The following is a 24,447-nucleotide window of genomic DNA, read 5'->3' as shown; positions in this document are numbered from 1 at the left end:
CCGGGCCGCCGCCCTATAATGCCAGCTTTCAATGACGGACTGCTTTCATGCCAAGTCAAATCAAGACTCATGCGGTACGACTGGAATTCGAGGCCGGCACGCTGGTGCATTCCAATCTTTCCGGTGCAGCCTTCGCCGGCAACGACCTGTGGGTGGCGGGTGACGAAGCCTGCGGGCTGGACCGGCTGCGGCGGCTCGACCCGGTCGGCAAGGAAGAACTGCGCTACGGTGCGCCGACCAACTTTCCGCTCGCCGATTTCCTCGATCTGCCGGATGCGGCCGACATCGAAGCCGATATCGAAGGGCTGGCATTGCAGGATGGCTACCTCTATCTCGTGGGTTCGCACGGGCTCAAGCGCAAGGCGCCCAAATCGGGCCGCAGCGCCCGCGACAACCTCAAGCGACTGGCCACGGTGTCGCACGACGGCAACCGCTGCCTGCTAGCACGTATCCCGGTCGAGATCGAAGACGGCAGCTCCAGTCTCAAGCGCGAGACCGCCGACGGCCGCCGCGCCGCCCGCCTGCGTGGTGACGAGCTCGCCAACGAGCTGACGCGCGCGCTGAAAGACGATGCGCATCTGGCGGCCTATCTCGATATCCCCGGCAAGGACAACGGCTTCGACATCGAAGGCCTGGCCATTGCGGGGGATCGCTTGCTGCTGGGCCTGCGCGGCCCGGTGTTGCGCGGCTGGTCGGCGTTGCTGGAGCTGCGGCTGATCGAAAAGAAAGGCGAGCTGCGGCTGGCCGAAATCGCCGACAGCGGCGCGCTCTATCGCAAGCATTTCATCAAGCTCGCCGGCCTGGGCGTGCGCGACCTGCTCTGGGAAGGGGACGATCTCTTCATACTCGCCGGCCCGACCATGGTGCTCGACGGCGCGATCCGGGTGTTCCGCTGGGCGGATGCTGCGGCGACATTTGCCGGCGTCGACGCCAAGGCCGACGCGGTATTGTGGGAGCAGGGTCCCGAGCAGACGCGCTCGCTCCCCTTTGGCGCGGGGGTCGATCGTGCCGAAGCAATCACCCGCGTGCCGGACCACATCCTCAAGGAGCGATGGCTGGTGCTGTACGACGCGCCATCCGCCGCGCGACACGACGGTGACTATGTGGTGTACGGCGACCTGTTGGCGCGTTGAGCGCCGCGTCCGCTTCGGCAGCGGTGAATACTCGCAGCGCGGGCACGGCTACGTTTGGTCATACTGGCGAGTCATCACTGCGGACTTCCAATGACTCGTCCCACCTTTGTCCCGCATAGCGCGCTGACCCGCGCCACGCTGCTGTTCCCGCTGTTTCTCGTGCTCTACGAGTTCGCGACCTATATCGCCAACGACATGATCCTGCCCGGCATGCCGTTGGTGGTGCGTGAATTCGGCGTCGGCGAGGCGTGGGTACCGACAGGGATGTCAGCCTACCTCGCCGGCGGCGCGGCACTGCAATGGCTACTCGGCCCGTTGTCGGACCGCATCGGGCGGCGGCCGGTGCTGCTGGCCGGCATCGCCTTCTTTACGCTGGCCTGCCTCGCAACCTTGTTCGTGTCGTCGATCTGGCCGTTCGTGGCGCTGCGCTTCGTGCAGGGCTTCGGGCTGTGCTTCGTCGTCGCGGTCGGCTACGCCGCGATCCAGGAAGCGTTCACCGAGGCGAGTGCGGTGAAGGTGACCGCGCTGATGGCCAATGTAGCGCTGGTCTCGCCACTGATCGGTCCACTCGCGGGTGCGGTGATGATCGAATACGCACCGTGGCGCTGGATCTTCATCACCATCGCCGCGGTTGCCTTCGTTGCGCTGATCGGCCTGTGGCGGGTGATGCCGGAAACCGCGCCGGCCAGCACCACCCCGCTGCGCCTACCCACCATGTGGCGCGACTATCGCGCGGTGCTGGCCAACCGCCGCTTTGTGCTCGGCGCGCTGGCGCTGTCGTTCGGCGGCATGCCGCTCTTGATGTGGATAGGCCAGAGCCCCGTAATCCTGATCGAGCGCGCCGCCCTGAGCCCGCTCGACTTCGGCCTGTGGCAGATCCCGGTGTTCGCGGCATTGATCGCAGGGAACCTCGTGCTCACGCATTACGCCGACCGGGCGCCGGTCACGCGGCTGGTGTGGCTGGCGCTACCGCCGGTGCTGACAGGCCTCGTGATCGCCTGCGGCGCGCTGCTGCAGCCGCAGGCGTGGGGCTGGCTGGTGGCGGGCATCAGTATCTATGCCTTTGGCTTAGGACTGGCCAACGCCGTGCTCTACCGCTTGACGCTGTTCGCGAGCGAGATCAGTAAGGGCACGGTGTCGGCCACGCTTGGCATGATTACGCTGGTGTCGTTCTCGCTCGCCATCGAATTCGTGAAGGCCGGTTACAGCTGGGGCGGTAACATCTGGTTCGCGCTGGTTTCGCTCGCCACCGGCGTGCTGTTCGCTGTGGCCGTGCGGGCATTCCTGAATTATCCCACCGTGAACAACCCGCTGATCAGGACTACCCCGTGACTGCGTTCACCACACTGCTCGGTACCGGCATTGCGCTGCGCCCTCCCTATGCAGCGGATGGCCCGGCGGTCTGTGCTGCGGTCACCGAGTCGTTGACAGCGCTACGTGCGTGGCCTGTTTCTTTGCCATGGGCACAATATCCACCATCCGAGGCCGCAAGCACTCAATGGTGTGACGAAAGCCGAGCAGCATGGCAGGACAGCGCCTCGCTGCAATGGCTGATGCTGGATCGCTCAAGCGAATCCTTGCTGGGCGCCTGCGGTATCCATCATATCCGGGGCGCCCAAGGACAATTGGGCTATTGGGTGCGCCAAGCCGCGCATCGCCGGGGACACGCGGCAGAAGCAGTGCAGCTCATGACCGAATTCGCTTTCCATACGCTGCGCCTTGAATCACTGCGTATCCATATCGAAGCTGCCAATTTGGCTAGCCGCCGCGTCGCAGAGCGCGCTGGCTTCCGTCTTACCGATACAGCATCCAACAACGGCATGCTGATCTACGCCCGCTCCCGAACATGAACCATCTCACTCCCGCCACGCTCGGTCTGACGGATGCCGGCGTGCCCTATTCCGCCGCCTTCGACGACGTCTACCACTCGGCCGATGGCGGCCTGGGTCAGGCGCGGCACGTGTTCATGGCCGGCAACGGCCTGCCTGCCGCCTGGCAAGGACGGCAGCACTACACCATCGTCGAGACCGGCTTCGGCCAGGGGCTCAACTTCCTCGCCACCTGGCAGGCCTGGCGCATGGATGCCGCGCGCTGCCAGCGGCTGCACTTCGTCTCGGTCGAGCAGTTTCCGTTCACTCGCGACGACCTCGCGCTGCTGCATGCCCGCTACCCGGAACTCGCGGCAGTCTCGGCCGAGCTCTGCGCGCACTGGCCCGACCTGACCCAGGGCGTGCACCGCATCTGGCTCGACGAGGGCCGGGTCAGCCTCACCCTGCTGCTGGGCGACGCGCAAACGCTGCTGCCGCAACTGCAGGCGGTGGCCGACGCGATCTATCTCGATGGTTTTTCCCCGGCCAAGAATCCCGAGCTGTGGTGCCTGCCGATCTACAAGGCGCTGTGGCGGCTCGCCCACGCCGGCACCACGCTGGCGACCTATACCGTGGCGGGCGACGTGCGCCGTGGCTTGACCGAAGCGGGCTTCGCGGTCGAGCGCGTCGACGGTTTCGGCGGCAAGCGGCAGATGCTGCAAGGCCGCGTGGCCCGTGCAGCACGCCGTGAGCCTGCGCATCAGGGCGAGCGCCATGCGCTGGTGATCGGCGCGGGGCTTGCCGGCTGCAGCGTGGCCGAGCGCCTCGCCGCGCGTGGCTGGCAGGTGACGATGCTGGAAGCTGCCGCCGAAATCGCTAGCGCATCGTCGGGCAACGCCGCCGGGCTGATGCATGCCTATTACTCGCGCGACGACAACCTACAGGCGCGCCTCACCCGCGCCGGCTGCGCGCTGACGCGCCGACACTTGGCCGTGCTTGCCGGCGCCAGCCACACGGTAGCGCACGACGCCGGCGGCATCCTGCAACTGGCCAAGACAGATGCGCAGGCCGCGCTGATGCGGGAAATCGCCGAGCGCGGCAACTGGCCGGCGCTGCGCTACCTCGATGCCGACGCCGCCAGCGAACTTGCCGGCACAGCGCTGGCACGCGGCGGCTGGTGGTTCGCCGACGGCCTGACCATCGCGCCGCCCAGCCTGTGCCGAGCCAACCTCTCACGCCATGCCGAACGGATCAACCTGCGCACCGCTTGCCACGTTGAGGCGCTGCGGCAACACGAGGGTGGCTGGCAGGCGCTGGCCGCTGACGGCAGCATTTTGGCCTGCGCGCCGGTACTGGTCCTCGCCAATGCCACGGCGGCCGCCCAGCTGCTGCCCCAGCCCATGCTGCCTTTGCAGGATGCCAGGCGCGTCGCCACCCGCGTCGATGCTGCCACGCTGACCGCCCCGCGGGTGGCGCTGGCGGGCGATGGCTACGTCACCGCTGCGCTGGAGGGTGTACGCGTCATCGGCGCCGCCGACTACGACGGTGACCTCGCTGCCGCCGAGGCGAGCAATCTGGTCGAACTGGCAGCACTTGCGCCCAGCCTCGCTCCGCCCGCTGTCGTCGCCAGCCGCGCCTGCGCCCGCCCCGCCTCGCCCGATCGCCTGCCCCTGATCGGCCAGCTCGCCATCACTCCGCCGCCGGAGCAGCCCGTGCACCAGCTCTACCACCTGCCGCGGCTCACCGGCGCCTACGCCGTATTGGGCCTGGGCGCGCGCGGCCTTAGCTACAGCACGCTGGCCGGCGAGATCATCGCCGCCCAGCTCGATGGCGAGCCCTTGCCGCTGGAGAGCAAATTGATCGACGCCATCGATCCCGGCCGTTTCCTGTTGCGGCAGCGACGCGGTGCGCAACCAGGCTGAGAGCCAGCTCAAAGACGCCCTGCGACGCGACGGTTCCTGCATAAAGCGCGCTGCAAAACAGGCCGCGCGCCATGTATTACATCCCGCTTGCGCTACACTGCGAGGCGCTACCTGACAACCATTCCAAACAGGGAAAACACCATGAACAAGTTTGCACTCACCTTGTCCACCGCACTGCTCGGGACCGCCCTCTTCGCCGGGCACGCCCAAGCCGCTGGCTGTGGCAAGCCGCGCAATGCCTTCGATACCGTCTACTGTGCTGGCAACCTGTTTACGCAAACCGACAAGACGCTGAATCAGACCTATACCGAGCTGCGCAAGCAATTGAACAGCGCCCAGCAAAGCACGCTGAAGCAATCGCAGCTGGCCTGGATCAAGCAGCGCGATGCGCAATGCAGCCGCGAAGACAGCACCGGGTATTTCGTCAATCTCGACTGCGCCAACAGCATGACGCAGGAGCGGCTGGACTTCCTGAAGGAGCGCCAGCGCGAGTGCAGCAGCACCGGCTGCGAAGCCAGCAAACTGGCGCAGTAAGACCGCCCGGCCTGCATGCTTCTAGAAAAAACGCCCCGTCTTCGCGGGGCGTTTCTCTTGGGCCTGATTAATCAGGCCGTTGCGACCGGGATCTTGCCGATCCTGGTCTGCCATTCCTTCGGCGCCACCGCGTGCACCGAGGTGCCGCCCGAATCGACCGCCACCGTTACCGGCATGTCGACCACGTCGAATTCGTAGATCGCCTCCATGCCCAGGTCCTCGAAGCCGACGACGCGTGCGCCCTTGATCGCCTTGGACACGAGGTAGGCGGCGCCGCCCACGGCCATCAGGTAGACCGACTGGTGCTTCTTGATCGCTTCCAGCGCAGTTGGGCCGCGTTCGGCCTTGCCGATCATGCCCAGCAAGCCCGTCTGCGCCAGCACCTGCTCGGTGAACTTGTCCATGCGCGTCGCGGTGGTCGGGCCGGCCGGGCCGACCACTTCGTCGCGCACCGGATCGACCGGACCCACGTAATAGATGAAGCGGTTGGTGAAATCGACCGGTAGCTTCTCGCCCTTGTTCAGCATCTCGACCATGCGCTTGTGCGCGGCATCACGGCCGGTGAGCATCTTGCCGTTCAGGAGCAGCGTCTGGCCCGGACGCCACGATGCGACGTCTTCGCGGGTGACTGTATTGAGATCGACCCGAGTTGCAGCAGCGGACGGGGTCCAGGTCACATCGGGCCAGTCCTCCAGCCTCGGCGCTTCGAGCACCGCCGGGCCGGAACCGTCGAGTATGAAGTGCACGTGGCGGGTGGCGGCGCAGTTCGGAATCATCGCCACCGGCAAGCTAGCGGCGTGGGTCGGGTAATCCTTGATCTTCACATCCAGCACGGTGGCCAAGCCGCCCAGGCCCTGCGCGCCGATACCGAGCGCGTTCACCTTTTCATACAGCTCGATGCGCAGTTCCTCCGCGCGGTTTTGCGGGCCACGCTCGATCAGCTCATGGATGTCGATCTCTTCCATCAGCGCTTCCTTGGCCATCACCATGGCCTTCTCGGCGGTGCCGCCGATGCCGATGCCCAGCATACCGGGCGGGCACCAGCCGGCCCCCATCAGCGGCACGGTCTTGAGCACCCAGTCGACGATGGAATCGGACGGATTCAGCATCACGAACTTGGTCTTGTTCTCCGAGCCACCACCCTTGGCGGCGATATCGATCTCGACCGTATCACCCGGAACGATCTCGTAATGGATCACCGCCGGCGTATTGTCCTTCGTGTTCTTGCGGCCACCGGCCGGGTCCATCAGGATGGACGCGCGCAGCTTGTTGTCCGGGTGCAGGTAGGCGCGGCGCACGCCTTCGTTGACCATGTCGGTCACACCCATGGTACAGCCGGCCCACTGCACGTTCATGCCGACGCGCACGAAACAGGTGACGATGCCGGTGTCCTGACAGATCGGCCGCTTGCCTTCGGCGCACATGCGGCTATTGGTCAGGATCTGCGCGATCGCATCCTTGGCGGCTTCGCTTTCCTCGGCCTCGTACGCGCGGCCGAGCGCCTGGATATAGTCTTTGGGGTGGTAGTAGCTGATGTACTGCAAGGCATCGGCGATGCTGGCGATCAGATCGTCCTGGCGGATCACGGCCATGGCAAAACTCCGGGTAACGGCGGGTCGGGCAAAGCCGCGATTGTAGCAGCAGCGCCGGCACTGCCCCTATGTGGGAAGCCGGACATCTGGCGGCGCCGGCCAATCTATCCGATCATCCCAATGAGATGCGCCGCGCCTGCCTTGCGCGGCCGCTCGACTGCGGGAAGCCATGAGTCCATGAACAACGAGATCGAATCCAGCGCAGGTGTATCTTTGCGGCGACAGATCAAAGCCGTGCCGGCTGGCGACATTGGCACCCAGTGCCTCAACGGTTTCCGCCACAACGCGCTAACGCTGGCCACACGCTTGGGCGCGAGCGGCCATGCCATCGGCCGCGTGCTGCAAGCGCGCAGCCTCGTGCGCATTCTGCAGCCGATACTCAAACCGGATCGGGCCAGCTGATGGGCACCGCCACCTACCTTGCCCAGCAGCCGGTGTTCGATCCAGCGGATCTCACGCGGCTTTTCGTACTTGGCCTGCCGCTCGGTTGGTTGGAAGCACCCACCGCGCGTTTCCTCGCCCATTTCGACGTGGCCTTCGTGCCACTGGGCGACGCCGGTATGACGCTAACCGCCGAGACCGCCAGGCAGGCCGAGGCGTTGCTTGCTCGCGCCACGCTCGCGATGCGTGAGAATGGCCTGGTACGCGGCTGGCGCAACGAGCGCTATACGGTGTTCGTTCCCGGCGCCGATGGTGCACCGGACTTGCACCAACCCTTGTTCGCGCTGGAGCGCGCCGCCTTTCGCCGCTTCGGTTTCACCAGTCGCGCAGTGCACGTCAATGGTTACACGGCCGAGGGCGCGCTATGGATAGGCCGGCGCGCCGCCAGCAAGAGCATCGATCCCAACCGGCTCGACAACCTCGCGGCCGGTGGCCTGCCGGAGCAGGAAGATGAATTCGCTTGCGTGATTCGCGAGCTGGCCGAGGAAGCCGGCGTGCCAGAGCACCTGGCACGGCAGGCGATCAAGACCGACACCCTACGCGTCACGCGCAACGAGGCGGACGGCACCCACGACGAATGGCTGTACGGCTACGATCTGCTGCTGCCGGATGACTTCACGCCGCGCAACACCGATGGCGAAGTGGCGGGCTTCATGCAGCTGAGCCGCGAGGCGGTGATCGCGCGGCTCGAGGATTTCACCTGGGATGCCGGCGTCATCACCTGCGGCTGGCTGCAACGCCATGGTGACTGAGACAGAGCGCCTCTTTATCGCGCTGACGCCGCCCAACCGGGTGCGGCAGTCGCTCGCCCGATTGCGCGATACCTTGCTGCGCGAACGTGGCGGGCGCGGCATGGTGACCGACAACCTGCACCTGACGCTCGCCTTCCTCGGGGTCACTCCTAGTCACCGCATTCCCGAGCTGTTGACGCTACTCGCCAGCCTGCCGCCTGCCATATTCAGCCTGACGCTCGATTGCTATGGCAGCTTCAAGGCCAACAGCCCCAAGGGCAGCATCGTCTGGGCCGGTTGCCAGACGCCACCCGAGCTGGCCGCCCTCGTCGACACGCTATGGCAACGCTTGAGCGACGCGGGCTTTGCCTTCGATGCCAAGCATTTCGTGCCGCATGTCACCCTGCTGCGCGATGCGAGCCCCGACGCCGGCCCGTGCAAGGCCATCGTGTGGCCGGCAGGTGCGCCAGTGCTGTTTCGCACCGAAGCTACAGCCAAGGGGCCGCGCTACCACGTGATTCCGGGCTTGGCAGCGGCCGGCAAAGATGCTGCAATGCCGCTGTCACCTTTGGATCCGGACCGTTGAATGTCGCTCCAGCACATCGTCGATGAACTCGTGCACAGCCACCAGCTGGCGGAGCATGATCTTTACCTGCTGAACCTCGTGCCCATCATCGAGCTGATGTGGGCCGACGGCAAGGTACAGCCGGCCGAAACCAGCCTGCTGTACGAATACGCGATCAGCTGGGTGGCCCATTTGTCGAGCGAGGCCGGCGGCGAGGTCATCGTCTCGGCCGAGGACGTGAACCGTTTCATCCTGCGCTTTCTGGAACAGCGCCCGGACCCGGCGCTGCTGGCGCGCCTGTCCGAGCTGGCACTGGAATGGCTGAACGCGTCACCGGGGCTGATCCGCAACAACGGCCGCGATCGCGAGCTGATCGATTACTGCCTCGATATCACCGCGGCGGCCGTCGCCAACTATCCGTACGAGAAGCGCGAGCGCATCGTCGCCGCCGAAAAGACCCTGCTGCTGAAATTGATCCAAGAGCTGGGCTACTCCGCGCACCGCGCCGCCTGAGCCTTAGCCGAGCATGCGCTGCAGCTCGGCTTCCCAGTTCACCGATTGCCAGTTCGACCCTATGGTCAGGCTGAGATAGCCATCGCCGCGAAAGCGTCGGTCGATCTCGATCAGCACCGCGATATCGTTCGGCCCCGGCACGAAAGTGACTTCCACCTCGGCAATGCTCCAGCTGCCACCGGCCGGCTTGAATTCGAACTCCTGATAGCAGCCCAGCGTGCTGCTGCGATTGGCCGCGCGCACGGCGCCCTGTTCGATGTCGACCCGCACCAACGTGAAGCCGACGTTGTCCATCGCAGCAAGGAAACGCTGCATCGCCGGCGTTGGCTGCACCGCGAGGAAGTCGCGGTCGGTGGCGTCGATCGCGCGTTCGATCGCCAGATCGGTCTCGACCCACACCGGCGCCTTGATATGCGGCTGGTAGCCGCTGCGCGACGGGAAGCCCGCATTGAGCGGCAACTCCAGCGGCAGCGTGAACGAGAACGGCAGGCGGATTTCCTGCCCCGGCTGCACGTCCTGGCGACCGGCAACGCGGATCGAGCCCAGCGTATGGCTGCTGCGGTACTCGGTATCGTCGCGCTCCACTTCCACCTCGGTCATCAGCGCCAGCACCACATGCTCGATGGTCTGGGCGACATCGCCGCCACGAATCACCACCTCGCCGGTAAGCGGGCCGCCGGGCTGCACCGTACTCTGGTGCAATCGGGTATCGACACTGGCGCCGCCGACGCCCAGCGACGCGAACAATTTCTTGAACATGCATGCTCCTTGTGGTTGAGGCCGCGCTGGGACCACGGCCGCGCAGCGGCAGTTCCCCGGCAAGTCGCGCAGCCTATGGCAAACGCATGTCGGCGGGCAATGGGGTGCTTCACCGGCCCTCCCGTTACGGCTGGCAGTGGCAAGTTGACGTTGCGCTGACGCAACAGCAAAACCTGTCTTCATCGAAACACCATTGACGGCGAGCCTGTGCTGCGGTGGAATGCCGGCTCCGTCAACCCGCAACCGAGAGGAGTACCCCCGCATGACCCAATACCACGCTCCGCAAACTCTGCGCTGACCCCCATTCCGTAACACGGCGTGGGGAGGTCTGCCCCACGCCGGTGAGCAAAAGCCCCGGCAATCCCGGGGCTTTTTTGTGCCCGCTCGCCGCGCATCCGGTCCACAAGGCCGGGTCCGCGTGGCGAGGGGCTTGCAATGGAAAACCATCATGCCTGTCATGAAAACCCTGGCCGGCCGCGTGCCGGTCAAAGTCTGGACCGACGAGATCGAACCCGCCGCGATCCAGCAACTGAAGAACGTCGCCCAACTGCCCATCGTGCACGGCCATGTGGCCGCCATGCCCGACGTGCACCTGGGCATCGGCGCCACCGTCGGCTCGGTGATCCCCACCCGCGGCGCCATCATTCCGGCCGCCGTCGGCGTCGATATCGGCTGCGGCATGAACGCGGTGCGCACTTCGCTCACCGCCGCCGACCTGCCCGACAACCTGGCGAAACTGCGATCCCACATCGAGGCCGCCGTGCCGGTGGGCTTTAACCAGCACGCCTGGGACAAGGTGCGCGGTTCGGCCCACCAGCGCGCGGCCCGGCCGCTTGACGACAGGCTCGATCGCATCGTCGGCAAGCATCCTGGCCTGATGAAGATGCAGCGCCAGTTCGCCCAGGCCTGGATCTGCCAGATCGGCACGCTGGGCGGAGGCAACCACTTCATCGAGCTGTGTCTCGACGAGGAGGACCGGGTGTGGATCATGCTGCACTCGGGCAGCCGCGGCACCGGCAACGTGATCGGCCGCTACTTCATCGAGGCGGCGAAGAAGGACATGCGCCGCCACCAGGTGAACCTGCCCGATCGCGACCTCGCCTATCTGAGCGCGGGCTCGACGCTGTTCGACGACTATGTAGAGGCGCTGGAATGGGCGCAGGACTACGCGCTGACCAACCGCCGCGAAATGATGCGACTGGTGGTCGAGGCCATGCGAGTGCAGCTGCCGACGTTCACGCTGACCGACGAGGCCATCAATTGCCACCACAACTACGTGGCGCGCGAAACGCACGACGGTGAAGCGCTGTTCATCACCCGCAAGGGCGCGATCGCGGCGCACGCCGGGCAGCTCGGCATCATTCCCGGCTCGATGGGCGCCAAGAGCTACATCGTGCGCGGCCTTGGCAACGCGGCATCGTTCTGCTCGTGCTCGCACGGTGCCGGCCGCCGCATGAGCCGCAGCGAGGCCAAGCGCCGCTTCAACCGCTTCGATCTTGCCGCGCAGACCGAGGGCGTGGAATGCCGCAAGGACGGCGGCGTGGTCGATGAGATCCCCGGCGCCTACAAGGACATCGATACGGTGATGGCGCAGCAGGCCGATCTCGTCGAAGTCGTCCACACCCTCAAGCAAGTGTTGTGCATCAAGGGCTGATCGCCCGCAAACCATCAGGAGTCACACCATGGAACAGACCCTCGCGGTAATCCCTGCGCCAGTTACCCCGTTCTGGCAAGCCTTTCTGGCCCACGCCGGACTGACGGAACACACCCCGCTGTACGAGACCTTCGCCTTCAGCGACAACCCGGCCGATGCCGATGCGCTGGCCGCGCTGGTACTGGCCGGCCGCAAGACCGGCACTGCCTCACTGGCCTGGGAATACGGCGCCGACCGGCCGCTACCACGCGCTGGCGACTACAGCCTGGTCATCGATTGGCAAGGGACCCCGCTGTGCGTGATCGAAACGCAGCGCGTCGATCTCAAGCCTTTCGACCATGTCGACGCGGCCTTTGCCGCAGCCGAGGGCGAGGGCGACGGCTCGCTCGCCACCTGGCGCGAGGGGCACTGGCAGTATTTCGAGCGCCTCTGCGCGCGGCAGGGCTGGCAAGCCTCGCCCGGCATGATCGTGGTCTGCGAGAGTTTCCGCCGCGTCTGGCCAGCGTAACCGTGAACGCGCCCGTGCGCGACAAGACCACCCGATAAACCCGGGCCGCCGCCGCGAGGCGGTCCCCAGCCCAAGGAAAACCCGATATGAGCCAGCCGCATCTGCCGCTACGCCCTCACCATCAATACACGGCCGCGCGCCTGACGCGCGACCTGGAGCCCCCATATGGAAACGAAGCTGGTCGACGACATCGTCGCCATCCTGCCGCAAGGCCGGACCCGATTTGACTACTATCCCGAGCGCTACGCCTGGCTGTTGCTGCGCCACGCCGTCGGCGAGGGCTGCCGCATTGCCGATCTGAAGCAATCGCCGTACGCCGGCCTGCTGCAGAAACCCCGCGTCAAGGCCTGGCTCGCCCAGCTCGGCAATACCCGGCTGCAGCCGGACGACGTGCTCGCCGCCGATGGCGATGCCACGCCGCTGCACTTCACGCTGACACTCGGCCGCTGGCAAGGCCAGCAGACCACGCGCGACGGCGGCAACCTGGTGCTGCAACTCAACTTCGACCGCAGCCACGATCAGCGCTACCAGGCAGAAGTTGCCCCCGGCAAGGATTGCAATCCGTTTTCCTGGTCTTGCCACCCGACCAACCGCAGCGGCCGTAGCACGCTGGCCTGGGCACGGCTGGATATCGACCTCGACACCGGCGAAGTGCTGATCGAGGAGATCCAGAACGACTGGCTGCGCGAGGTGCGCTACTACGCAGATCACCCGCGATGGTTCGATGGCGAGGGTGATACTGCCGGCATGCAGCGCTACGCCGCTTGGCTGCTGCCGCGCTACCAGCGCATCTGGGCCGAAGCCATGCTGGCGGCCGCCGTCTGGTTCGTGCGCGAGGAGCTGGGTATCGCGCGCATGTTCTACCACTCGCCCGAGTCGAACCTGCGGTTGAAGAACCTGGAGGCCGACTGGGCGCCGCCGCGCTCGCTCTACACCGATCTGCCGCGCCAGTTCTGCTTCCGCCAGCAAGGCACGGTGCCGCATTTCCTGCGGCACAAGCGCGCCAAGCTGTCACGCCACGCACCACTCTATGAACTCGACCTGGGGAGGAAGGCCGCATGAAGATCAAACTCACGCTACCCAAACCACGCAATCCGGTCGCGCAGGCTGCCCGCCAGCGCCATGCTGGGGTGCACGATCGCGGGCACAAGGCCCGTCGGCAGCAGGACCGGCAAGCGCTGCAACAGTGCCTGCGCCGGGACGACCACGAGTAATGTAACTTGAGCGGCGTGACGTAGACGGCGAAGCCGGCTGTGTCACGTGTGCTCGAAGGCGCGGTCAGGCGTCGCTGTCCGCATTGTGAGACCCTCTCCATGAGCGCACGCGAACTCGCGAGTAGACAACATCGAGCGGCGGCTTCAAAGACTCGCCGGGTTCAAGCTGCGAACACACCTTGCACGCTTCTTCTTGCCACCACGACGCAACGGCAACCTTTTCATCAAGCACTGACTTGACGTAAAAGAGCGCGGACGTGTGCCTGTTATCGCCTTCCACCGGGTTCCAGCGATCGAAGTGGGTGTGGTAGTAGTCAAATTCGACCGTCACCTCGTCATCCCAGGTGCTGATCCGAAGCGGGTGATCAGACTTGGCCTCTGGTGGAGCTGGCACGGTGACGACCAGGTAGGGCCCGCTGCCCTTGAATGCCTGTTCAACGGCGAAGGCTGACCACTCGGGGAAAGTGGCGAGTACTTCTTCTCTGATACGAATGGAGAACGGGCTCATTGACGACACCTAACATTGGCTCAGGCGTGCTGGCCAGGTTGCCACAGTACATCGGGCACCCCGGCCTCGACATTGGCGACACGGGCCAGCACGAACAGCAGGTCAGACAGGCGATTGAGGTAGCGCGCGCCCGGCGCCAGCTCGCCGTCATCACGCGCCAGCGGCGTCAGCGCCCGCTCGGCACGGCGGCATACGCAACGCGCCACATGCAAGAGGGCCGCGGCGCGGCTGCCACCGGGCAGGATGAACTCCTTGAGCGGTGGCAGCGCGGCGTTGAACGCGGTCACTTCTTCTTCTAGGCGCGAGAGCTGCACATCGGTGATGGCGCGGTGGCCGGGTATGGCGAGCTCGCCGCCCAGGTCGAACAGGTCGTTCTGCACGCGCCCGAGGCAGTCGTGGATGGCGGCCGACACCGGCTCGCAAAGCACCACGCCGAGCGAGGAGTTGAGCTCGTCGACCTCTCCGAGCGCATGGATGCGCGGGTGGTCCTTGGCGACGCGGGTGCCGTCGGCAAGGCCAGTCGTGCCGTCGTCGCCAGTGCGGGTGGTGATCTTGCTGAGGCGGTAGCCCATGGTGTTGCCCTGGTGATGAGAAACTCAGGCCGGTTCGCTCTGACTGCGGTAAGGCGTGTCGCCGGGGTTCCAGATGCCGAGCCGGCCGTTGGGCGCAACATCAAACTGCCCCCCCAGTGCCTCGACCAACCGGTTGACCGCACTCGTATCGTCGACGCTGGCAAACTCGAATGCCTGCACGTCGGCAATCACGTCGCCGTAGTGCTTCTCGGTGAATACGCGCGCAGCCTCCACCGTCAGCGGCGCTGCCTGGTGATGGACGTGGATATCGAAATCGACCCCGAAGGTACGCACGCGCCACGCTTCATCGCTGGCCAGCCACCACTGCACGGTATCGACATCATTGCCCTCGGCCTCGTACTCGGTGTTCTCGACGTAGCTGCTTACCACCTGCAGCCGGCAGACCAAGAGCGTCGCCATCACAGCACCAGCCCGACGCGTTCCTTCAGGAACGCAAGATAGTGCGCGTCCTCGTCCTCGAACACGTCAAGGCCGCCGCTCTCGAACGCCTGGCCCAGCTGGTCCGCTGCACGCGCTTCGTTGCCAAGCTCGAGTGCGCATTGACCCAGCCGCAGGTGGATGAAGGGATTTCCTTCGCCATCGGGGCAGCGCAGCGCCAGGATCAGCGTATCGGACGCTGCGGAAAAATCGCGTAACTGAAACAGCGTGTCGCCAATGGCGGTGAGCACAATGGTGCTGGCCTCGAAACGTTCGCGCTCGGTGGGCAACAGCGCCTCCGCCTCCCGGTACTTGGCAAGCGCCTGCTCGTCGCGCCCCTTCTCGAAATGCTTGTCACCCTCGTCGAGCAAGGTGGTGATCTGTTCGTGCAGGATGGCGGGCAAAATGGTCATGGTCTGGGTGTCGTATGAAGGTAAGGGTCGCTATGGCCAACCGAAGTATGAAAGCGCGCCACCGCTTGCGCCAGCCCTGCGTCAATCGCGCTGGCGCGGTATGGCTCAATCGTGGGGGATGGCCACCTCGACCAGGGTAGGCTGCAACACGGCCACGAGATCGGCTGGCGCCAAGCCCACCAGAAAGCCGCGCTTGCCGCCATTGAGATAGATTCTGTCGAGCGCTGCGATACTGCGCTCCATATAAACCGGCATCGCCTTCTTGGTCCCCAGCGGCGAGGTGCCGCCCACCATATAGCCGCTATGCTTGTTGGCGATATCGGGCGCGCATGGCTGGATAGTCTTCCTGCCGGTCAGGCGCGCCAGGTTCTTGGTCGAGGTCTCGCAGTCGCCATGCATCAGCACCACCAGCGGCTGCTTGTTCTCGTCTTCCATCACCAGGGTCTTGATCACCGCGTGCTCGGGCACGCCGAGCTCGCGCGAGGACACGGCGGTGCCGCCTTTTTCCTCGTAATCGTAAAGATGCTCGGTGTAGGGCACCTTGTGCTGGCGCAGCACGCGGATGGCGGCGGTAACGGGGGCTTTTTCGCTCATACGGGGCAAGGGGTACAATACCCGACTATTGAACTCAACTAATGGAACCACACTGGTCCAAGTGTGATTCCCGCATCCAAGGTAAACGGCGGTTGCGCCGCAAAACATGAAGCATACCTTCCCCGCCCTGCCCCTGGCACGCCGATACGCCGCGCTGCCGCCTCGTTTCTACACCGCCGTGCCATCGACGCCGCTGCCCGAGCCACAGCTTGTTGTTTTCAACACGGCGCTGGCGGACGAGCTGAACCTCGCGAGCGACGCCGTCGCGCAAGCGGCGCTGACCGATTTTCTCGCCGGCAACAGCGCACTGGCGGGCTACCCGCAGCTCGCGTCGGTATATTCCGGCCACCAGTTCGGCGTCTGGGCCGGGCAATTGGGCGATGGGCGCGCACTCCTGGTAGCGGAGATCGACACCCCCACCGGCATCCGCGAATTGCAGCTCAAGGGCGCCGGGTTCACGCCCTACTCGCGCATGGGCGACGGTCGCGCGGTGCTGCGCTCGTCGATCCGCGAATACCTCGCCTCCGAGGCCATGCACGCGCTGGGCATCCCGACCACCCGCGCGCTGGCGCTGGTGGCGAGCCCGCAACCGGTGTGGCGTGAAACGCGCGAAACCGCGGCAGTGGTCACCCGGGTGGCGGCTAGCTTCCTGCGTTTCGGTCATTTCGAGCATTTCTACTATCGCGGCGAATTCGACGCCGTGGCCGAGCTCGCCGACTTTGCCATTGCCCACTACTACCCCGAGTGCGCGGCTGCCGATCAGCCTTATCTCGCACTGCTCGATGGCGTGATCGAACGCACCGCAGAGCTGATCGCGCGCTGGCAGGCGGTTGGCTTCTGCCATGGCGTGATGAACTCGGACAACATGTCGCTGCTTGGTCTCACGCTCGACTACGGCCCCTATGGCTTCATCGATGGCTTTGACGCGCACCACATCTGCAACCACTCGGACGAGACCGGTCGCTACGCCTACGATCAGCAACCGGCGATTGCGCTGTGGAATCTGCATTGCTACGCCCAGACCCTCCTCAAGCTGATCACCAAGGAAGAGGCGCTGGACGCCTTGCGCCGCTTCCAGCCGCTGTTCGAGGATGCGTTCGCCGAGCAACTGCGTGGCAAGCTCGGCCTTCTCGCCTGGCAGGAAGACGACTGGACGCTGTTCACCGATCTGCTGGCACTGATGCAGGCCGCGCATACCGACTGGACGATCTTCTGGCGCCAGCTCGCGCGCCAGCACGAGGACGCCACGCTGCGCGACCTGTTCCTCGATCGCGACGCGTTCGACGCCTGGCTCCTCCGCTATCGCGCGCGGCTGGCAAATGAGGACCGCCCGCACGGCGAGCGCATCGCCGCGATGAACGCGGTCAACCCGCGTATCGTGCTGCGCAACCACCTGGCCGAGACGGCGATCCGCGCGGCCGAAGCGGGTGATTACACCGCGCTGCATCGGCTCGCTAGCGCGCTCTCCCGCCCGTTCGACGATGCACCGGAATACGACGACTACGCGGCGCTGCCGCCCGACTGGGCCAGTCAGCTGTCGGTATCCTGCTCATCCTGATAGGCACGTACGATTTGTGCTGCCTTGGCAACAGCGCTGCGAGAATGCGAACCGATCACGTGTCAACGCGTCACAATGTCGCCGCGTTATGCTCGCCGACCGACCCGCCAAGCTGACGGGTCGTAGAAAACCAACAGGACTCCTTGATGTCGAAATCCCCTGCCAGCCGGCTTTCCTGGCTGAAACGCTATCGCCTGTGGCTGATACTCGCGGCCTTCGCCATTGCCGCCATCGTCTGGTGGCGTATCTCGGCCGCCCAGCCCGATGCACCCGCAGTGCTGACGGCAACAGTCACCCGCGGCGACATCGAGGTCTCGGTGCTCGCCAGCGGCAGGATCGAGGCCTCCAAGCAGGTGGATGTCGGCGCGCAGGCCTCCGGCCAGGTGCAGAAGCTGCACGTGGCGCTCGGTGACACGGTGAAGAAGGGCGACCTCTTGGCCGAGATCGATCCCACCGTGACCCGCAACGAATTCGACGAAGCCCAGGCCAGCATCGACAACCTCTTGGCCCAGCAGGAAGCGGCCAAGCTAGACTTGCTGCTGGCGGAGCGGGAAAACCAGCGCCAACAGGACATGCTGGCCGCCGACGCCACGCCGAAGAAGACCGCCGAGGACTCCGCCATCGCCGTACGCTCGGGGCGCGCCAAGCTCGCGCAGATCGCCGCGCAGATCAAGCAGTTGCAGATCCGCCTCGATACCGCCCGCGCCAACCTGGGCTACACCCGCATCGTTGCACCGATGGATGGCCAGGTGGTCAGCATCACCACCCAGGAAGGCCAGACCGTGAACGCCGCGCAATCGGCGCCGACCATTCTCACGCTGGCGCAGATGGACCCGATCACCGTGCGCGCCCAGGTAGCCGAGGCCGACGTCACCCGCCTGTCCGCCGGCATGCCGGTCTACTTCACCGTGCTCGGCGCACCCGACCGGCAGATCGCGGCCATGCTGCGCACCATAGAGCCGACGCCGCAGACCATCAACGACGCCATCTTCTACAACGCGCTGTTCGATGTGCCGAACGCCCACAGCCGGTTGCGCCTGCAGATGACCACCCAGGTGTCCTTCGTGATAGCCCGCGTGGACAATGCGCTGACCATCCCGGTGACCGCACTGGCGGGCAAGGGTGATTCGGGCGCCGACGGTCAGCGCGATGCGGCTGCGGGGGAACGCCGCAATGGCGGCGCTGCTGCCGCGACCGGCGAGCGCAAGCCGCGCGCCGGTGACGCCGGCAAGCGTGGCGAGCACCGCGCCAAGCGTGAACGCGGCGAAGGCGAGCGCGACGGCGGCCGCCCCCAGCTGCGCACGGTGCGGGTGAAGCTCGCGGATGGGTCGATCGCCGAGCGAGAGGTCGAGATCGGCCTCAACAACAACGTGGTGGTCGAGGTGAAGGCCGGCCTGAAGGAAGGTGACGAAGTCGTCACTGGCGGTGGAATGGGCAATACCCGGCAGCGCGAAGGTGGCAACCGCCGTCCGGGGCCGGGCTTCTGAGCATGAGCGAAGCACTGATCGAACTCTCGGGGCTGTATCGCCGTTTTCCGGCGGGCGAAACCGAGGTCACCATCCTTGACGACGTCAATCTCGTGATCGAGCGTGGCGAAATGGTCGCCATCATGGGCCAGTCGGGCTCGGGCAAGTCCACGCTGATGAATATCCTCGGCGGGCTCGACAGCCCCACGATCGGCTCGTTCCGCTTCGCCGGGGTGGAAGTGGGCTCGCTCGACGATGATGGCCTGGCCGCACTGCGCCGCGAGCACTTCGGCTTCATTTTCCAGCGCTATCACCTGATCCCGGCGCTCAATGCCGAGGAAAACGTCGCCATGCCGGCCATCTACGCCGGCATGGACAGCAATGATCGCAGCGAGCGCGCACGGGCATTGCTGGCCCGGCTGGGCCTGGAGGAACGCACCCACCATCGGCCGAGCCAGCTCTCCGGCGGCCAGCAGCAGCGCGTATCGATCGCGCGGGCATTGATGAATGGCGGCGAGGTCATCCTTGCCGACGAGCCGACCGGCGCGCTCGATTCCCGCAGCGGCGAGGAAGTGCTGAAAACGCTGAAAGAGCTGCACGCGCGTGGCCACACGGTGATCCTGGTCACCCACGATGCGCACGTGGCGGCGCAGGCCGAGCGCGTGATCGAGATCCGCGATGGCCGCATCGTTGCCGATCGGCGCAACGACGCCGGTCGCGACGAGGAAGCCGCGCCCGATCGCCCCGCCCCGCCGGTTCACCCCAAGGGTTGGGCTGCCAACTGGGGGCGCTTCGTCGAAGCGTTCAGCATGGCCTGGCGCTCGCTGGTGGCCAACCGCCTGCGCACGCTCCTGACCATGCTCGGCATCATCATCGGCATCGCCTCGGTGGTGTCCATCGTTGCGCTGGGCGAAGGCATGCAGCACTCGGTGCTCGCCAACATGTCGTCGCTGGGCGCGACCAATATCGACATCATGCCGGGCTCGGGCTTGTCCGATGACCGCAGCGGCGGTGTACGCACCTTGCGCGAGCCGGATCTCGTTGCGCTTGCGGCCGAGCCCTATGTCGATGCGGTCACGCCACTGAACCAGAAGGGCCTGCGCGTGCGCTATCGCAACAGCGACGCCAACGCCACCGTCTATGGCGTGGCGCCGAGCTACTTCGACGTGCGCGGCCAGGCGATCAGCATCGGCAGCAACTTCAGCACGCAGGACGTGCGCCGGCAGGCCCAGGTGGTGGTGATCGGCGAGAGCACGCGCAAGGCGCTGTTCAGCGACGGTAGTGGCCTCGGCGAGATCATTCTGGTGGGTAACGTGCCGCTGCAGGTCATCGGCGTGGCCGAGGCCAAATCGAGCGGCTGGGGCGGCGACAGCCTGGAAGTGTGGATGCCCTATTCCACCGCGGCGAGCCGCGTGCTCGGCCAGCAGCATTTTCGCCGCATCACGGTGAAGGTGCGCGAGGGCGTGCCGATGAAGGCCGCCGAAGAAGCGTTGACGCAGCGGCTGCTGCTGGCGCATGGCAAACAGGATTTCTACACCCGCAACATGCAGGACATCCTCGATTCGGTCGAATCGTCGACGCGCAACATCAAGCTGTTCCTGACCATGATCGGCGTGATCTCGCTGGTGGTCGGCGGCATCGGCGTGATGAACATCATGCTGGTCTCGGTGACCGAGCGTACGCACGAGATCGGCATCCGCATGGCGGTGGGCGCAAGGCAGAGCGACATCATGCGCCAGTTTCTGATCGAGGCCATCGTCGTGTGCATGCTGGGCGGCGCCATCGGTATCGGCATCTCGCTCGGTATCGGCGCGCTGGTGGCGCACTTCCTCACCGATTTTTCGATGATCTTCTCCGCGCAATCCATCCTCACAGCCGTGCTGTGCGCCACCGCCGTCGGCGTGGTGTTCGGCTTCTTGCCCGCCCGCCGCGCGGCCAGGCTGGCTCCGATCGAGGCCTTGGCACGCGAATGACCCCCAAGAACATGACCCAACCGTTCCCCCAACACGCGCTGCTCGTGGCGCTGCTGCCGCTCTTCGTCGCCTGCGCCGGCAACCCGCAACCGCAAGCAAACGTCGCCATCCCCGCCACCTGGCAGAACGCCGGCGCGGCAGGCACACTCGCCGAGGCTGATATCTACTGGGCAAGCTTTGGCGACACGCAGCTGGATGCGCTGCTCAGCCAGGCGCGCGCCAGCAATGCGGACCTCGCCACCGCGGTACTCAAGCTCAAGGCCGCGAGCTACGCGCTCGATGCGGCCGGGCTGGATAGACAGCCCGACATCGACGTGTCCGGCCGGGTCAGCAGCAGCCGCAACCTGCGCCGCAACGAGGCACTGGGCGAGAACTACAACGTGTCGGCATCCCTCTCGTGGGAGCTCGATATCTGGGGACGTCTTGCCGACCAGCAGGACGCCGCGCGCTGGCGGCGCGATGCCACCGAGGCCGATCTGAACGGCGTGCGCGTGGCGCTGGAAGCCAATGTCGCCACGCTGTACTGGCAACTGGCGCTGAACGACGCGCAGGTCACGCTGGCCGAACAGGATCGCGAGACCGCCCGCAAGACCTTTGCCCTGGTTGAGGCGCGCTATAAGGCCGGCACCGTATCCGGCCTCGATCTTGCGCAAGCGCGGCGCGCGCTCAGCAGCAGCGACAGCGCGCTGGAATCGGCCAGACTCACACGCGGTAACACCGCCCGCGCGTTCAACCTGCTGTTCGACACGCCGCCGCAGCAGGCCGCCGTCGATGCGCCGCCCCGCCTGCCCGAACTGGAGCCGGTGGTGCCGGCCGGCCTACCCAGCGATCTGCTCAGCCGTCGCCCGGACCTCGCCGCCAGCAGCGCCCGGCTCGCCGCCTCGTTCAAGGACACGGAAGCGACGCGCAAAAGCTGGTTGCCGACCTTCTCGCTGACCGGCAGCGTCGGCAGCACAAGCAGCACGCTGGTCGACGTGCTCTCGGACCCGGTCGCCACGCTGGGGCTGGGCCTCGCCCTGCCCTTCATCCAGTGGAACGAGCGCGAGCTGGCGCTCAAGGTGAGCCAGAACGAATACGAACAGGCGGTGATCGCCCACCGCCAGACGATCTACACCGCGTTTGCCGAGGTGGAGGATGCGCTGGCTGCGCGTGGTCAGCTCGATGGCGAAACAGCGCGCCTCGTCGCGCAGCGTGACGACGCCGCCACGGCCGAGCGGTTGACCGCTGTGCGTTACAAGGCCGGCGCGGTCGATTTCTCGACCTGGCTTACCGCGCAGGACACGCTGCGCGCCGCCGAGCGCACACTGCTGCAGCATCGCTACCAGAAGGCCGCCAACCTTGCCACGCTGTACAAGGCGCTGGGCGGCGCGCCGTTAGTGGCAGCCACGCCGGCGTGACCGGCCGCCGTCAACGCCAACCCTGCACGCGGCCCGATAGCGGCCGCGTGATAAACTCGCCGCGCTTTACTCCACTTGGGCAGCCATGTACGAACTGCTGATCGGCCTGCGCTACACGCGCGCCAAGCGCCGCAACGGCTTTATCTCCTTTATCTCGCTGATCTCCATCGTCGGCATCGGGCTGGGCGTGGCCGCGCTCATCATCGTGCTCTCGGTGATGAATGGCTTCCAGGAAGAGGTGCGTAATCGCATCCTCGGCATGGCGGCGCACGTGCAGCTCACCGGCGGCGACGGCACGCTGCGCAACTGGCAGGACGTGGCGAACCCCGTGCTCAAGACCGAACACGTGCGCGCCGCCGCGCCCTATGTGCTGGGCCAGGGCCTGTTGAACTACAGCGGACAGGTGAAGGGTACGCTGATCCGCGGCATCGACCCCGAGCTCGAGCCGGGGGTATCGGAAGTCACGAAGAAGATCATCGGCGGCACGCTCGATCAGCTGCGTCCCGGTCAGTTCAATATCATCCTGGGCTGGCAGCTGGCCGCCGAACTGGGCGCCCAGGTGGGCGACAAGATCACGCTGATCACGCCGCAAGGCCAGGTGACCCCCGCCGGCCTCGTACCCCGGTTTCGCCAGTTCACCATCGCCGGTGTGTTCAAGGCCGATTACTATCCCTACGACGCCGGGCTTGGCCTTGTCGCGCTCTCTGACGCGCAAAAGCTCTACCGCACCGGCGAGGCCGTAACGGGCCTGCGCTTGCGGCTCGATGATCTCTTCAATGCGCGTAGCGTCGCCATGCGCATCACGCGCGAACATCCGGGCGTGGTCGCGAGCGACTGGACACAGGAAAACCCCACCTATTTCCGCGCGGTGGAAATCGAAAAGCGGATGATGTTCATCATCCTGACGCTGATCGTCGCGGTGGCCGCGTTCAACCTGGTGTCCACGCTGGTGATGGTCGTCACCGACAAACAGGCCGACATCGCCATCCTGCGCACGCTGGGCGCGACGCCCGGCTCGGTGATGAAGATCTTCGTGGTGCAGGGTGCGATTTCCGGTTTTGTCGGCACCGCCACCGGTGTGATCGCCGGCGTGCTGGTTGCGCTCAATCTTGGCACCATCGTGCCCTTTATCGAGCGCATCATCGGCACCCATATCCTGTCACCCGACGTCTACCTGATCACCGAGCTGCCCTCGCGCGTCGAGTTCACTGATGTCGGCAGCATCGCCGCCATCTCGCTGCTGCTGGCCCTCGTCGCCACGCTATACCCATCCTGGCGCGCCTCACGCATCAACCCGGTGGAGGCGTTGCGCTATGAATAAGCCGATTCTCGAAGCCATTGCCCTGTGCAAGACCTACCGCAGCGGCAAGCTCGACACGCCGGTACTGCACGAGGTGAGCCTCACGCTGCACGCTGGCGAAACCGTGGCCATCGTCGGCGCCTCGGGCTCGGGCAAATCGACGCTGCTGCATTGCCTGGGCGCGCTCGATACACCCACCAGTGGCCGGGTCACCTTGCTGGGGCAGGATCCATTCGCCGTCGGCGAAGCCGAACGCGGCAGGCTGCGCAACCAGCACCTCGGTTTCGTTTACCAGTTCCACCACCTGCTGCCCGAATTCACCGCCGTGGAGAATGTGGCGATGCCGCTGCTGATCCGCCGCCATGACCGAGCCGCCGCGTACGCAACCGCCAGCGAGATGCTGGCGCGGGTGGGTCTGGGCCATAGGCTGGAGCACAAGCCGGGCGAATTGTCCGGTGGCGAGCGCCAGCGAGCGGCCATCGCCCGCGCGCTGGTGACCCGGCCGGCGTGCGTGCTCGCCGACGAGCCTACCGGCAACCTCGATCGCGGCACGGCCGACGCAGTGTTCGCGCTGATGATGGAACTGAACACCGAACTTGCCACCGCCTTCGTCATCGTCACGCACGATCCCGATCTCGCGGCGCGCTGCCAGCGCGTGGAGCACATTCGCGATGGCCGGCTGCTCGATGTAGAGGCGATTGACGCGGCACCGTAGTCGATCAGTGGCTACTACTTTTTAAGAAAAATCAGAAACTTGTTGCCACATCTGCCCCTTGTGTGGATAATCCGCAACCTTCGAGCCACGACCGATCGTCGGCGTGGCCGATAGCTTCATCGCCTCTAGCCTTTCCGCG

Annotated in this window: 26 protein-coding genes; 19 read left to right on the top strand and 7 right to left on the bottom strand. The window is 65.8% G+C overall.

Annotated elements, in window-relative coordinates; translation table 11 throughout:
- Positions 1–47 precede the first annotated feature (47 nt).
- The 5 genes from NLI84_RS08860 (at position 48) to NLI84_RS08840 (ending at position 5,397) form a co-directional block, all read left to right on the top strand.
- Positions 48–1,133, top strand: a complete 1,086-nt coding sequence (locus NLI84_RS08860) for a DUF3616 domain-containing protein (RefSeq protein WP_255989679.1) — start codon at positions 48–50, stop codon at positions 1,131–1,133.
- A 90-nt stretch (positions 1,134–1,223) separates the two neighbouring features.
- Entirely contained in the window at positions 1,224–2,465 is a 1,242-nt protein-coding gene (locus NLI84_RS08855) for an MFS transporter (RefSeq protein ID WP_255989678.1), read from the top strand.
- The gene (locus NLI84_RS08850; protein ID WP_255989677.1) at positions 2,462–2,983 is read left to right on the top strand and encodes a GNAT family N-acetyltransferase; all 522 of its coding nucleotides are present in this window, start codon (positions 2,462–2,464) and stop codon (positions 2,981–2,983) included. The genes NLI84_RS08855 and NLI84_RS08850 overlap by 4 nt, the downstream gene beginning before the upstream one ends.
- Positions 2,980–4,863: a bifunctional tRNA (5-methylaminomethyl-2-thiouridine)(34)-methyltransferase MnmC2/FAD-dependent 5-carboxymethylaminomethyl-2-thiouridine(34) oxidoreductase MnmC1 gene (gene mnmC / locus NLI84_RS08845; protein ID WP_255989674.1), complete on the top strand. Its 1,884-nt coding sequence runs from the start codon at positions 2,980–2,982 to the stop codon at positions 4,861–4,863. Before NLI84_RS08850 ends, mnmC begins: the two co-directional genes overlap by 4 nt.
- Positions 4,864–5,004: 141 nt before the next feature.
- Positions 5,005–5,397 carry a lysozyme inhibitor LprI family protein gene (locus NLI84_RS08840; RefSeq protein WP_255989672.1) on the top strand — a complete coding sequence of 131 codons (393 nt, stop codon included), beginning with the start codon at positions 5,005–5,007 and terminating at the stop codon, positions 5,395–5,397.
- A 71-nt stretch (positions 5,398–5,468) separates the two neighbouring features.
- Here the strand turns inward: NLI84_RS08840 and NLI84_RS08835 are convergent, their stop codons facing one another.
- Complete coding sequence (locus NLI84_RS08835) at positions 5,469–6,989, bottom strand: fumarate hydratase (protein ID WP_255989671.1); 1,521 nt, start codon at positions 6,987–6,989, stop codon at positions 5,469–5,471.
- A gap of 177 nt (positions 6,990–7,166) precedes the next feature.
- Here NLI84_RS08835 and NLI84_RS08830 point away from each other — a divergent pair, with 177 nt between their 5' ends.
- The 4 genes from NLI84_RS08830 to NLI84_RS08815 are packed head-to-tail and all read left to right on the top strand — an operon-like array spanning position 7,167 to position 9,239.
- Positions 7,167–7,391 (top strand): hypothetical protein, encoded by a 225-nt coding sequence (locus NLI84_RS08830; protein ID WP_255989670.1) that lies wholly within the window; start codon positions 7,167–7,169, stop codon positions 7,389–7,391.
- On the top strand, positions 7,391–8,182 hold the full coding sequence (locus tag NLI84_RS08825; RefSeq protein WP_255989668.1) for an NUDIX hydrolase: 792 nt from the start codon (positions 7,391–7,393) through the stop codon (positions 8,180–8,182). The genes NLI84_RS08830 and NLI84_RS08825 overlap by 1 nt, the downstream gene beginning before the upstream one ends.
- The gene (gene thpR, locus NLI84_RS08820; RefSeq protein WP_255989667.1) at positions 8,172–8,747 is read left to right on the top strand and encodes an RNA 2',3'-cyclic phosphodiesterase; all 576 of its coding nucleotides are present in this window, start codon (positions 8,172–8,174) and stop codon (positions 8,745–8,747) included. The genes NLI84_RS08825 and thpR overlap by 11 nt, the downstream gene beginning before the upstream one ends.
- Positions 8,748–9,239 carry a hypothetical protein gene (locus tag NLI84_RS08815; protein ID WP_255989666.1) on the top strand — a complete coding sequence of 164 codons (492 nt, stop codon included), beginning with the start codon at positions 8,748–8,750 and terminating at the stop codon, positions 9,237–9,239.
- Between the two features lie 3 nt (positions 9,240–9,242).
- On the opposite strand, the gene NLI84_RS08810 is transcribed toward NLI84_RS08815, so the two are convergent.
- Positions 9,243–9,998, bottom strand: coding sequence for a sporulation protein (locus NLI84_RS08810; protein ID WP_255989664.1), 756 nt, complete (start codon positions 9,996–9,998; stop codon positions 9,243–9,245).
- A gap of 457 nt (positions 9,999–10,455) precedes the next feature.
- Here NLI84_RS08810 and NLI84_RS08805 point away from each other — a divergent pair, with 457 nt between their 5' ends.
- The 4 genes from NLI84_RS08805 to NLI84_RS08790 all read left to right on the top strand — a co-directional run bounded on the left by NLI84_RS08805 (position 10,456) and on the right by NLI84_RS08790 (position 13,374).
- Positions 10,456–11,652, top strand: coding sequence for an RtcB family protein (locus tag NLI84_RS08805; protein WP_308445821.1), 1,197 nt, complete (start codon positions 10,456–10,458; stop codon positions 11,650–11,652).
- A 28-nt stretch (positions 11,653–11,680) separates the two neighbouring features.
- Entirely contained in the window at positions 11,681–12,160 is a 480-nt protein-coding gene (locus NLI84_RS08800; RefSeq protein ID WP_255989662.1) for an ASCH domain-containing protein, read from the top strand.
- 165 nt (positions 12,161–12,325) lie between these two features.
- Positions 12,326–13,222, top strand: a complete 897-nt coding sequence (locus NLI84_RS08795) for a hypothetical protein (RefSeq protein WP_255989661.1) — start codon at positions 12,326–12,328, stop codon at positions 13,220–13,222.
- On the top strand, positions 13,219–13,374 hold the full coding sequence (locus tag NLI84_RS08790; protein WP_255989660.1) for a hypothetical protein: 156 nt from the start codon (positions 13,219–13,221) through the stop codon (positions 13,372–13,374). The genes NLI84_RS08795 and NLI84_RS08790 overlap by 4 nt, the downstream gene beginning before the upstream one ends.
- Positions 13,375–13,438: 64 nt before the next feature.
- On the opposite strand, the gene NLI84_RS08785 is transcribed toward NLI84_RS08790, so the two are convergent.
- The 5 genes from NLI84_RS08785 to ybaK all read right to left on the bottom strand — a co-directional run bounded on the left by NLI84_RS08785 (position 13,439) and on the right by ybaK (position 15,899).
- Positions 13,439–13,882 (bottom strand): hypothetical protein, encoded by a 444-nt coding sequence (locus NLI84_RS08785; RefSeq protein WP_255989659.1) that lies wholly within the window; start codon positions 13,880–13,882, stop codon positions 13,439–13,441.
- A 20-nt stretch (positions 13,883–13,902) separates the two neighbouring features.
- A complete protein-coding gene (locus NLI84_RS08780) occupies positions 13,903–14,454 on the bottom strand; it encodes a cob(I)yrinic acid a,c-diamide adenosyltransferase (protein WP_255989658.1) in 552 nt (183 codons plus the stop codon).
- 24 nt (positions 14,455–14,478) lie between these two features.
- On the bottom strand, positions 14,479–14,874 hold the full coding sequence (locus tag NLI84_RS08775; RefSeq protein WP_255989657.1) for a hypothetical protein: 396 nt from the start codon (positions 14,872–14,874) through the stop codon (positions 14,479–14,481).
- Positions 14,874–15,305: a tetratricopeptide repeat protein gene (locus NLI84_RS08770; protein WP_255989656.1), complete on the bottom strand. Its 432-nt coding sequence runs from the start codon at positions 15,303–15,305 to the stop codon at positions 14,874–14,876. The genes NLI84_RS08775 and NLI84_RS08770 overlap by 1 nt, the downstream gene beginning before the upstream one ends.
- 105 nt (positions 15,306–15,410) lie before the next feature.
- Entirely contained in the window at positions 15,411–15,899 is a 489-nt protein-coding gene (ybaK, locus tag NLI84_RS08765) for a Cys-tRNA(Pro) deacylase (RefSeq protein WP_255989655.1), read from the bottom strand.
- Between the two features lie 106 nt (positions 15,900–16,005).
- Between ybaK and NLI84_RS08760 the strand changes: the two genes are divergently transcribed.
- The 6 genes from NLI84_RS08760 (at position 16,006) to lolD (ending at position 24,308) form a co-directional block, all read left to right on the top strand.
- Entirely contained in the window at positions 16,006–17,457 is a 1,452-nt protein-coding gene (locus NLI84_RS08760) for a protein adenylyltransferase SelO (protein WP_255989653.1), read from the top strand.
- A gap of 146 nt (positions 17,458–17,603) precedes the next feature.
- Positions 17,604–18,944, top strand: a complete 1,341-nt coding sequence (locus NLI84_RS08755; protein WP_255989652.1) for an efflux RND transporter periplasmic adaptor subunit — start codon at positions 17,604–17,606, stop codon at positions 18,942–18,944.
- A gap of 2 nt (positions 18,945–18,946) precedes the next feature.
- On the top strand, positions 18,947–20,896 hold the full coding sequence (locus NLI84_RS08750; protein WP_255989651.1) for a MacB family efflux pump subunit: 1,950 nt from the start codon (positions 18,947–18,949) through the stop codon (positions 20,894–20,896).
- Positions 20,897–20,907: 11 nt separating this feature from the next.
- A complete protein-coding gene (locus NLI84_RS08745) occupies positions 20,908–22,293 on the top strand; it encodes an efflux transporter outer membrane subunit (protein WP_255989650.1) in 1,386 nt (461 codons plus the stop codon).
- An 85-nt stretch (positions 22,294–22,378) separates the two neighbouring features.
- Positions 22,379–23,614: a lipoprotein-releasing ABC transporter permease subunit gene (locus NLI84_RS08740; protein ID WP_255989649.1), complete on the top strand. Its 1,236-nt coding sequence runs from the start codon at positions 22,379–22,381 to the stop codon at positions 23,612–23,614.
- Positions 23,607–24,308, top strand: a complete 702-nt coding sequence (lolD, locus tag NLI84_RS08735) for a lipoprotein-releasing ABC transporter ATP-binding protein LolD (protein WP_255989648.1) — start codon at positions 23,607–23,609, stop codon at positions 24,306–24,308. Before NLI84_RS08740 ends, lolD begins: the two co-directional genes overlap by 8 nt.
- Positions 24,309–24,447 lie beyond the last annotated feature (139 nt).

Source organism: Chitinolyticbacter albus, from assembly GCF_024437655.1.
GTDB classification, from domain to species: Bacteria; Pseudomonadota; Gammaproteobacteria; order Burkholderiales; family Chitinibacteraceae; genus Chitinolyticbacter; species Chitinolyticbacter albus.
This window is presented reverse-complemented; position numbering and strand designations above follow the sequence as displayed.

What these genes read in the sequence shown, in the direction of transcription:
- NLI84_RS08745 (WP_255989650.1), top strand. Translation starts at nt 20,908, where the DNA reads ATGACCCAACCGTTCCCCCAACACGCGCTGCTCGTGGCGCTGCTGCCG.
- NLI84_RS08835 (WP_255989671.1), bottom strand. Translation starts at nt 6,989, where the DNA reads ATGGCCGTGATCCGCCAGGACGATCTGATCGCCAGCATCGCCGATGCC.
- NLI84_RS08755 (WP_255989652.1), top strand. Translation starts at nt 17,604, where the DNA reads ATGTCGAAATCCCCTGCCAGCCGGCTTTCCTGGCTGAAACGCTATCGC.
- NLI84_RS08860 (WP_255989679.1), top strand. Translation starts at nt 48, where the DNA reads ATGCCAAGTCAAATCAAGACTCATGCGGTACGACTGGAATTCGAGGCC.
- NLI84_RS08740 (WP_255989649.1), top strand. Translation starts at nt 22,379, where the DNA reads ATGTACGAACTGCTGATCGGCCTGCGCTACACGCGCGCCAAGCGCCGC.
- NLI84_RS08815 (WP_255989666.1), top strand. Translation starts at nt 8,748, where the DNA reads ATGTCGCTCCAGCACATCGTCGATGAACTCGTGCACAGCCACCAGCTG.
- NLI84_RS08825 (WP_255989668.1), top strand. Translation starts at nt 7,391, where the DNA reads ATGGGCACCGCCACCTACCTTGCCCAGCAGCCGGTGTTCGATCCAGCG.
- lolD (WP_255989648.1), top strand. Translation starts at nt 23,607, where the DNA reads ATGAATAAGCCGATTCTCGAAGCCATTGCCCTGTGCAAGACCTACCGC.
- thpR (WP_255989667.1), top strand. Translation starts at nt 8,172, where the DNA reads ATGGTGACTGAGACAGAGCGCCTCTTTATCGCGCTGACGCCGCCCAAC.
- NLI84_RS08800 (WP_255989662.1), top strand. Translation starts at nt 11,681, where the DNA reads ATGGAACAGACCCTCGCGGTAATCCCTGCGCCAGTTACCCCGTTCTGG.
- NLI84_RS08805 (WP_308445821.1), top strand. Translation starts at nt 10,456, where the DNA reads ATGAAAACCCTGGCCGGCCGCGTGCCGGTCAAAGTCTGGACCGACGAG.
- NLI84_RS08855 (WP_255989678.1), top strand. Translation starts at nt 1,224, where the DNA reads ATGACTCGTCCCACCTTTGTCCCGCATAGCGCGCTGACCCGCGCCACG.
- NLI84_RS08830 (WP_255989670.1), top strand. Translation starts at nt 7,167, where the DNA reads ATGAACAACGAGATCGAATCCAGCGCAGGTGTATCTTTGCGGCGACAG.
- NLI84_RS08810 (WP_255989664.1), bottom strand. Translation starts at nt 9,998, where the DNA reads ATGTTCAAGAAATTGTTCGCGTCGCTGGGCGTCGGCGGCGCCAGTGTC.
- NLI84_RS08760 (WP_255989653.1), top strand. Translation starts at nt 16,006, where the DNA reads ATGAAGCATACCTTCCCCGCCCTGCCCCTGGCACGCCGATACGCCGCG.
- NLI84_RS08780 (WP_255989658.1), bottom strand. Translation starts at nt 14,454, where the DNA reads ATGGGCTACCGCCTCAGCAAGATCACCACCCGCACTGGCGACGACGGC.
- NLI84_RS08790 (WP_255989660.1), top strand. Translation starts at nt 13,219, where the DNA reads ATGAAGATCAAACTCACGCTACCCAAACCACGCAATCCGGTCGCGCAG.
- NLI84_RS08775 (WP_255989657.1), bottom strand. Translation starts at nt 14,874, where the DNA reads ATGGCGACGCTCTTGGTCTGCCGGCTGCAGGTGGTAAGCAGCTACGTC.
- mnmC (WP_255989674.1), top strand. Translation starts at nt 2,980, where the DNA reads ATGAACCATCTCACTCCCGCCACGCTCGGTCTGACGGATGCCGGCGTG.
- NLI84_RS08785 (WP_255989659.1), bottom strand. Translation starts at nt 13,882, where the DNA reads ATGAGCCCGTTCTCCATTCGTATCAGAGAAGAAGTACTCGCCACTTTC.
- NLI84_RS08795 (WP_255989661.1), top strand. Translation starts at nt 12,326, where the DNA reads ATGGAAACGAAGCTGGTCGACGACATCGTCGCCATCCTGCCGCAAGGC.
- NLI84_RS08750 (WP_255989651.1), top strand. Translation starts at nt 18,947, where the DNA reads ATGAGCGAAGCACTGATCGAACTCTCGGGGCTGTATCGCCGTTTTCCG.
- NLI84_RS08840 (WP_255989672.1), top strand. Translation starts at nt 5,005, where the DNA reads ATGAACAAGTTTGCACTCACCTTGTCCACCGCACTGCTCGGGACCGCC.
- NLI84_RS08770 (WP_255989656.1), bottom strand. Translation starts at nt 15,305, where the DNA reads ATGACCATTTTGCCCGCCATCCTGCACGAACAGATCACCACCTTGCTC.
- ybaK (WP_255989655.1), bottom strand. Translation starts at nt 15,899, where the DNA reads ATGAGCGAAAAAGCCCCCGTTACCGCCGCCATCCGCGTGCTGCGCCAG.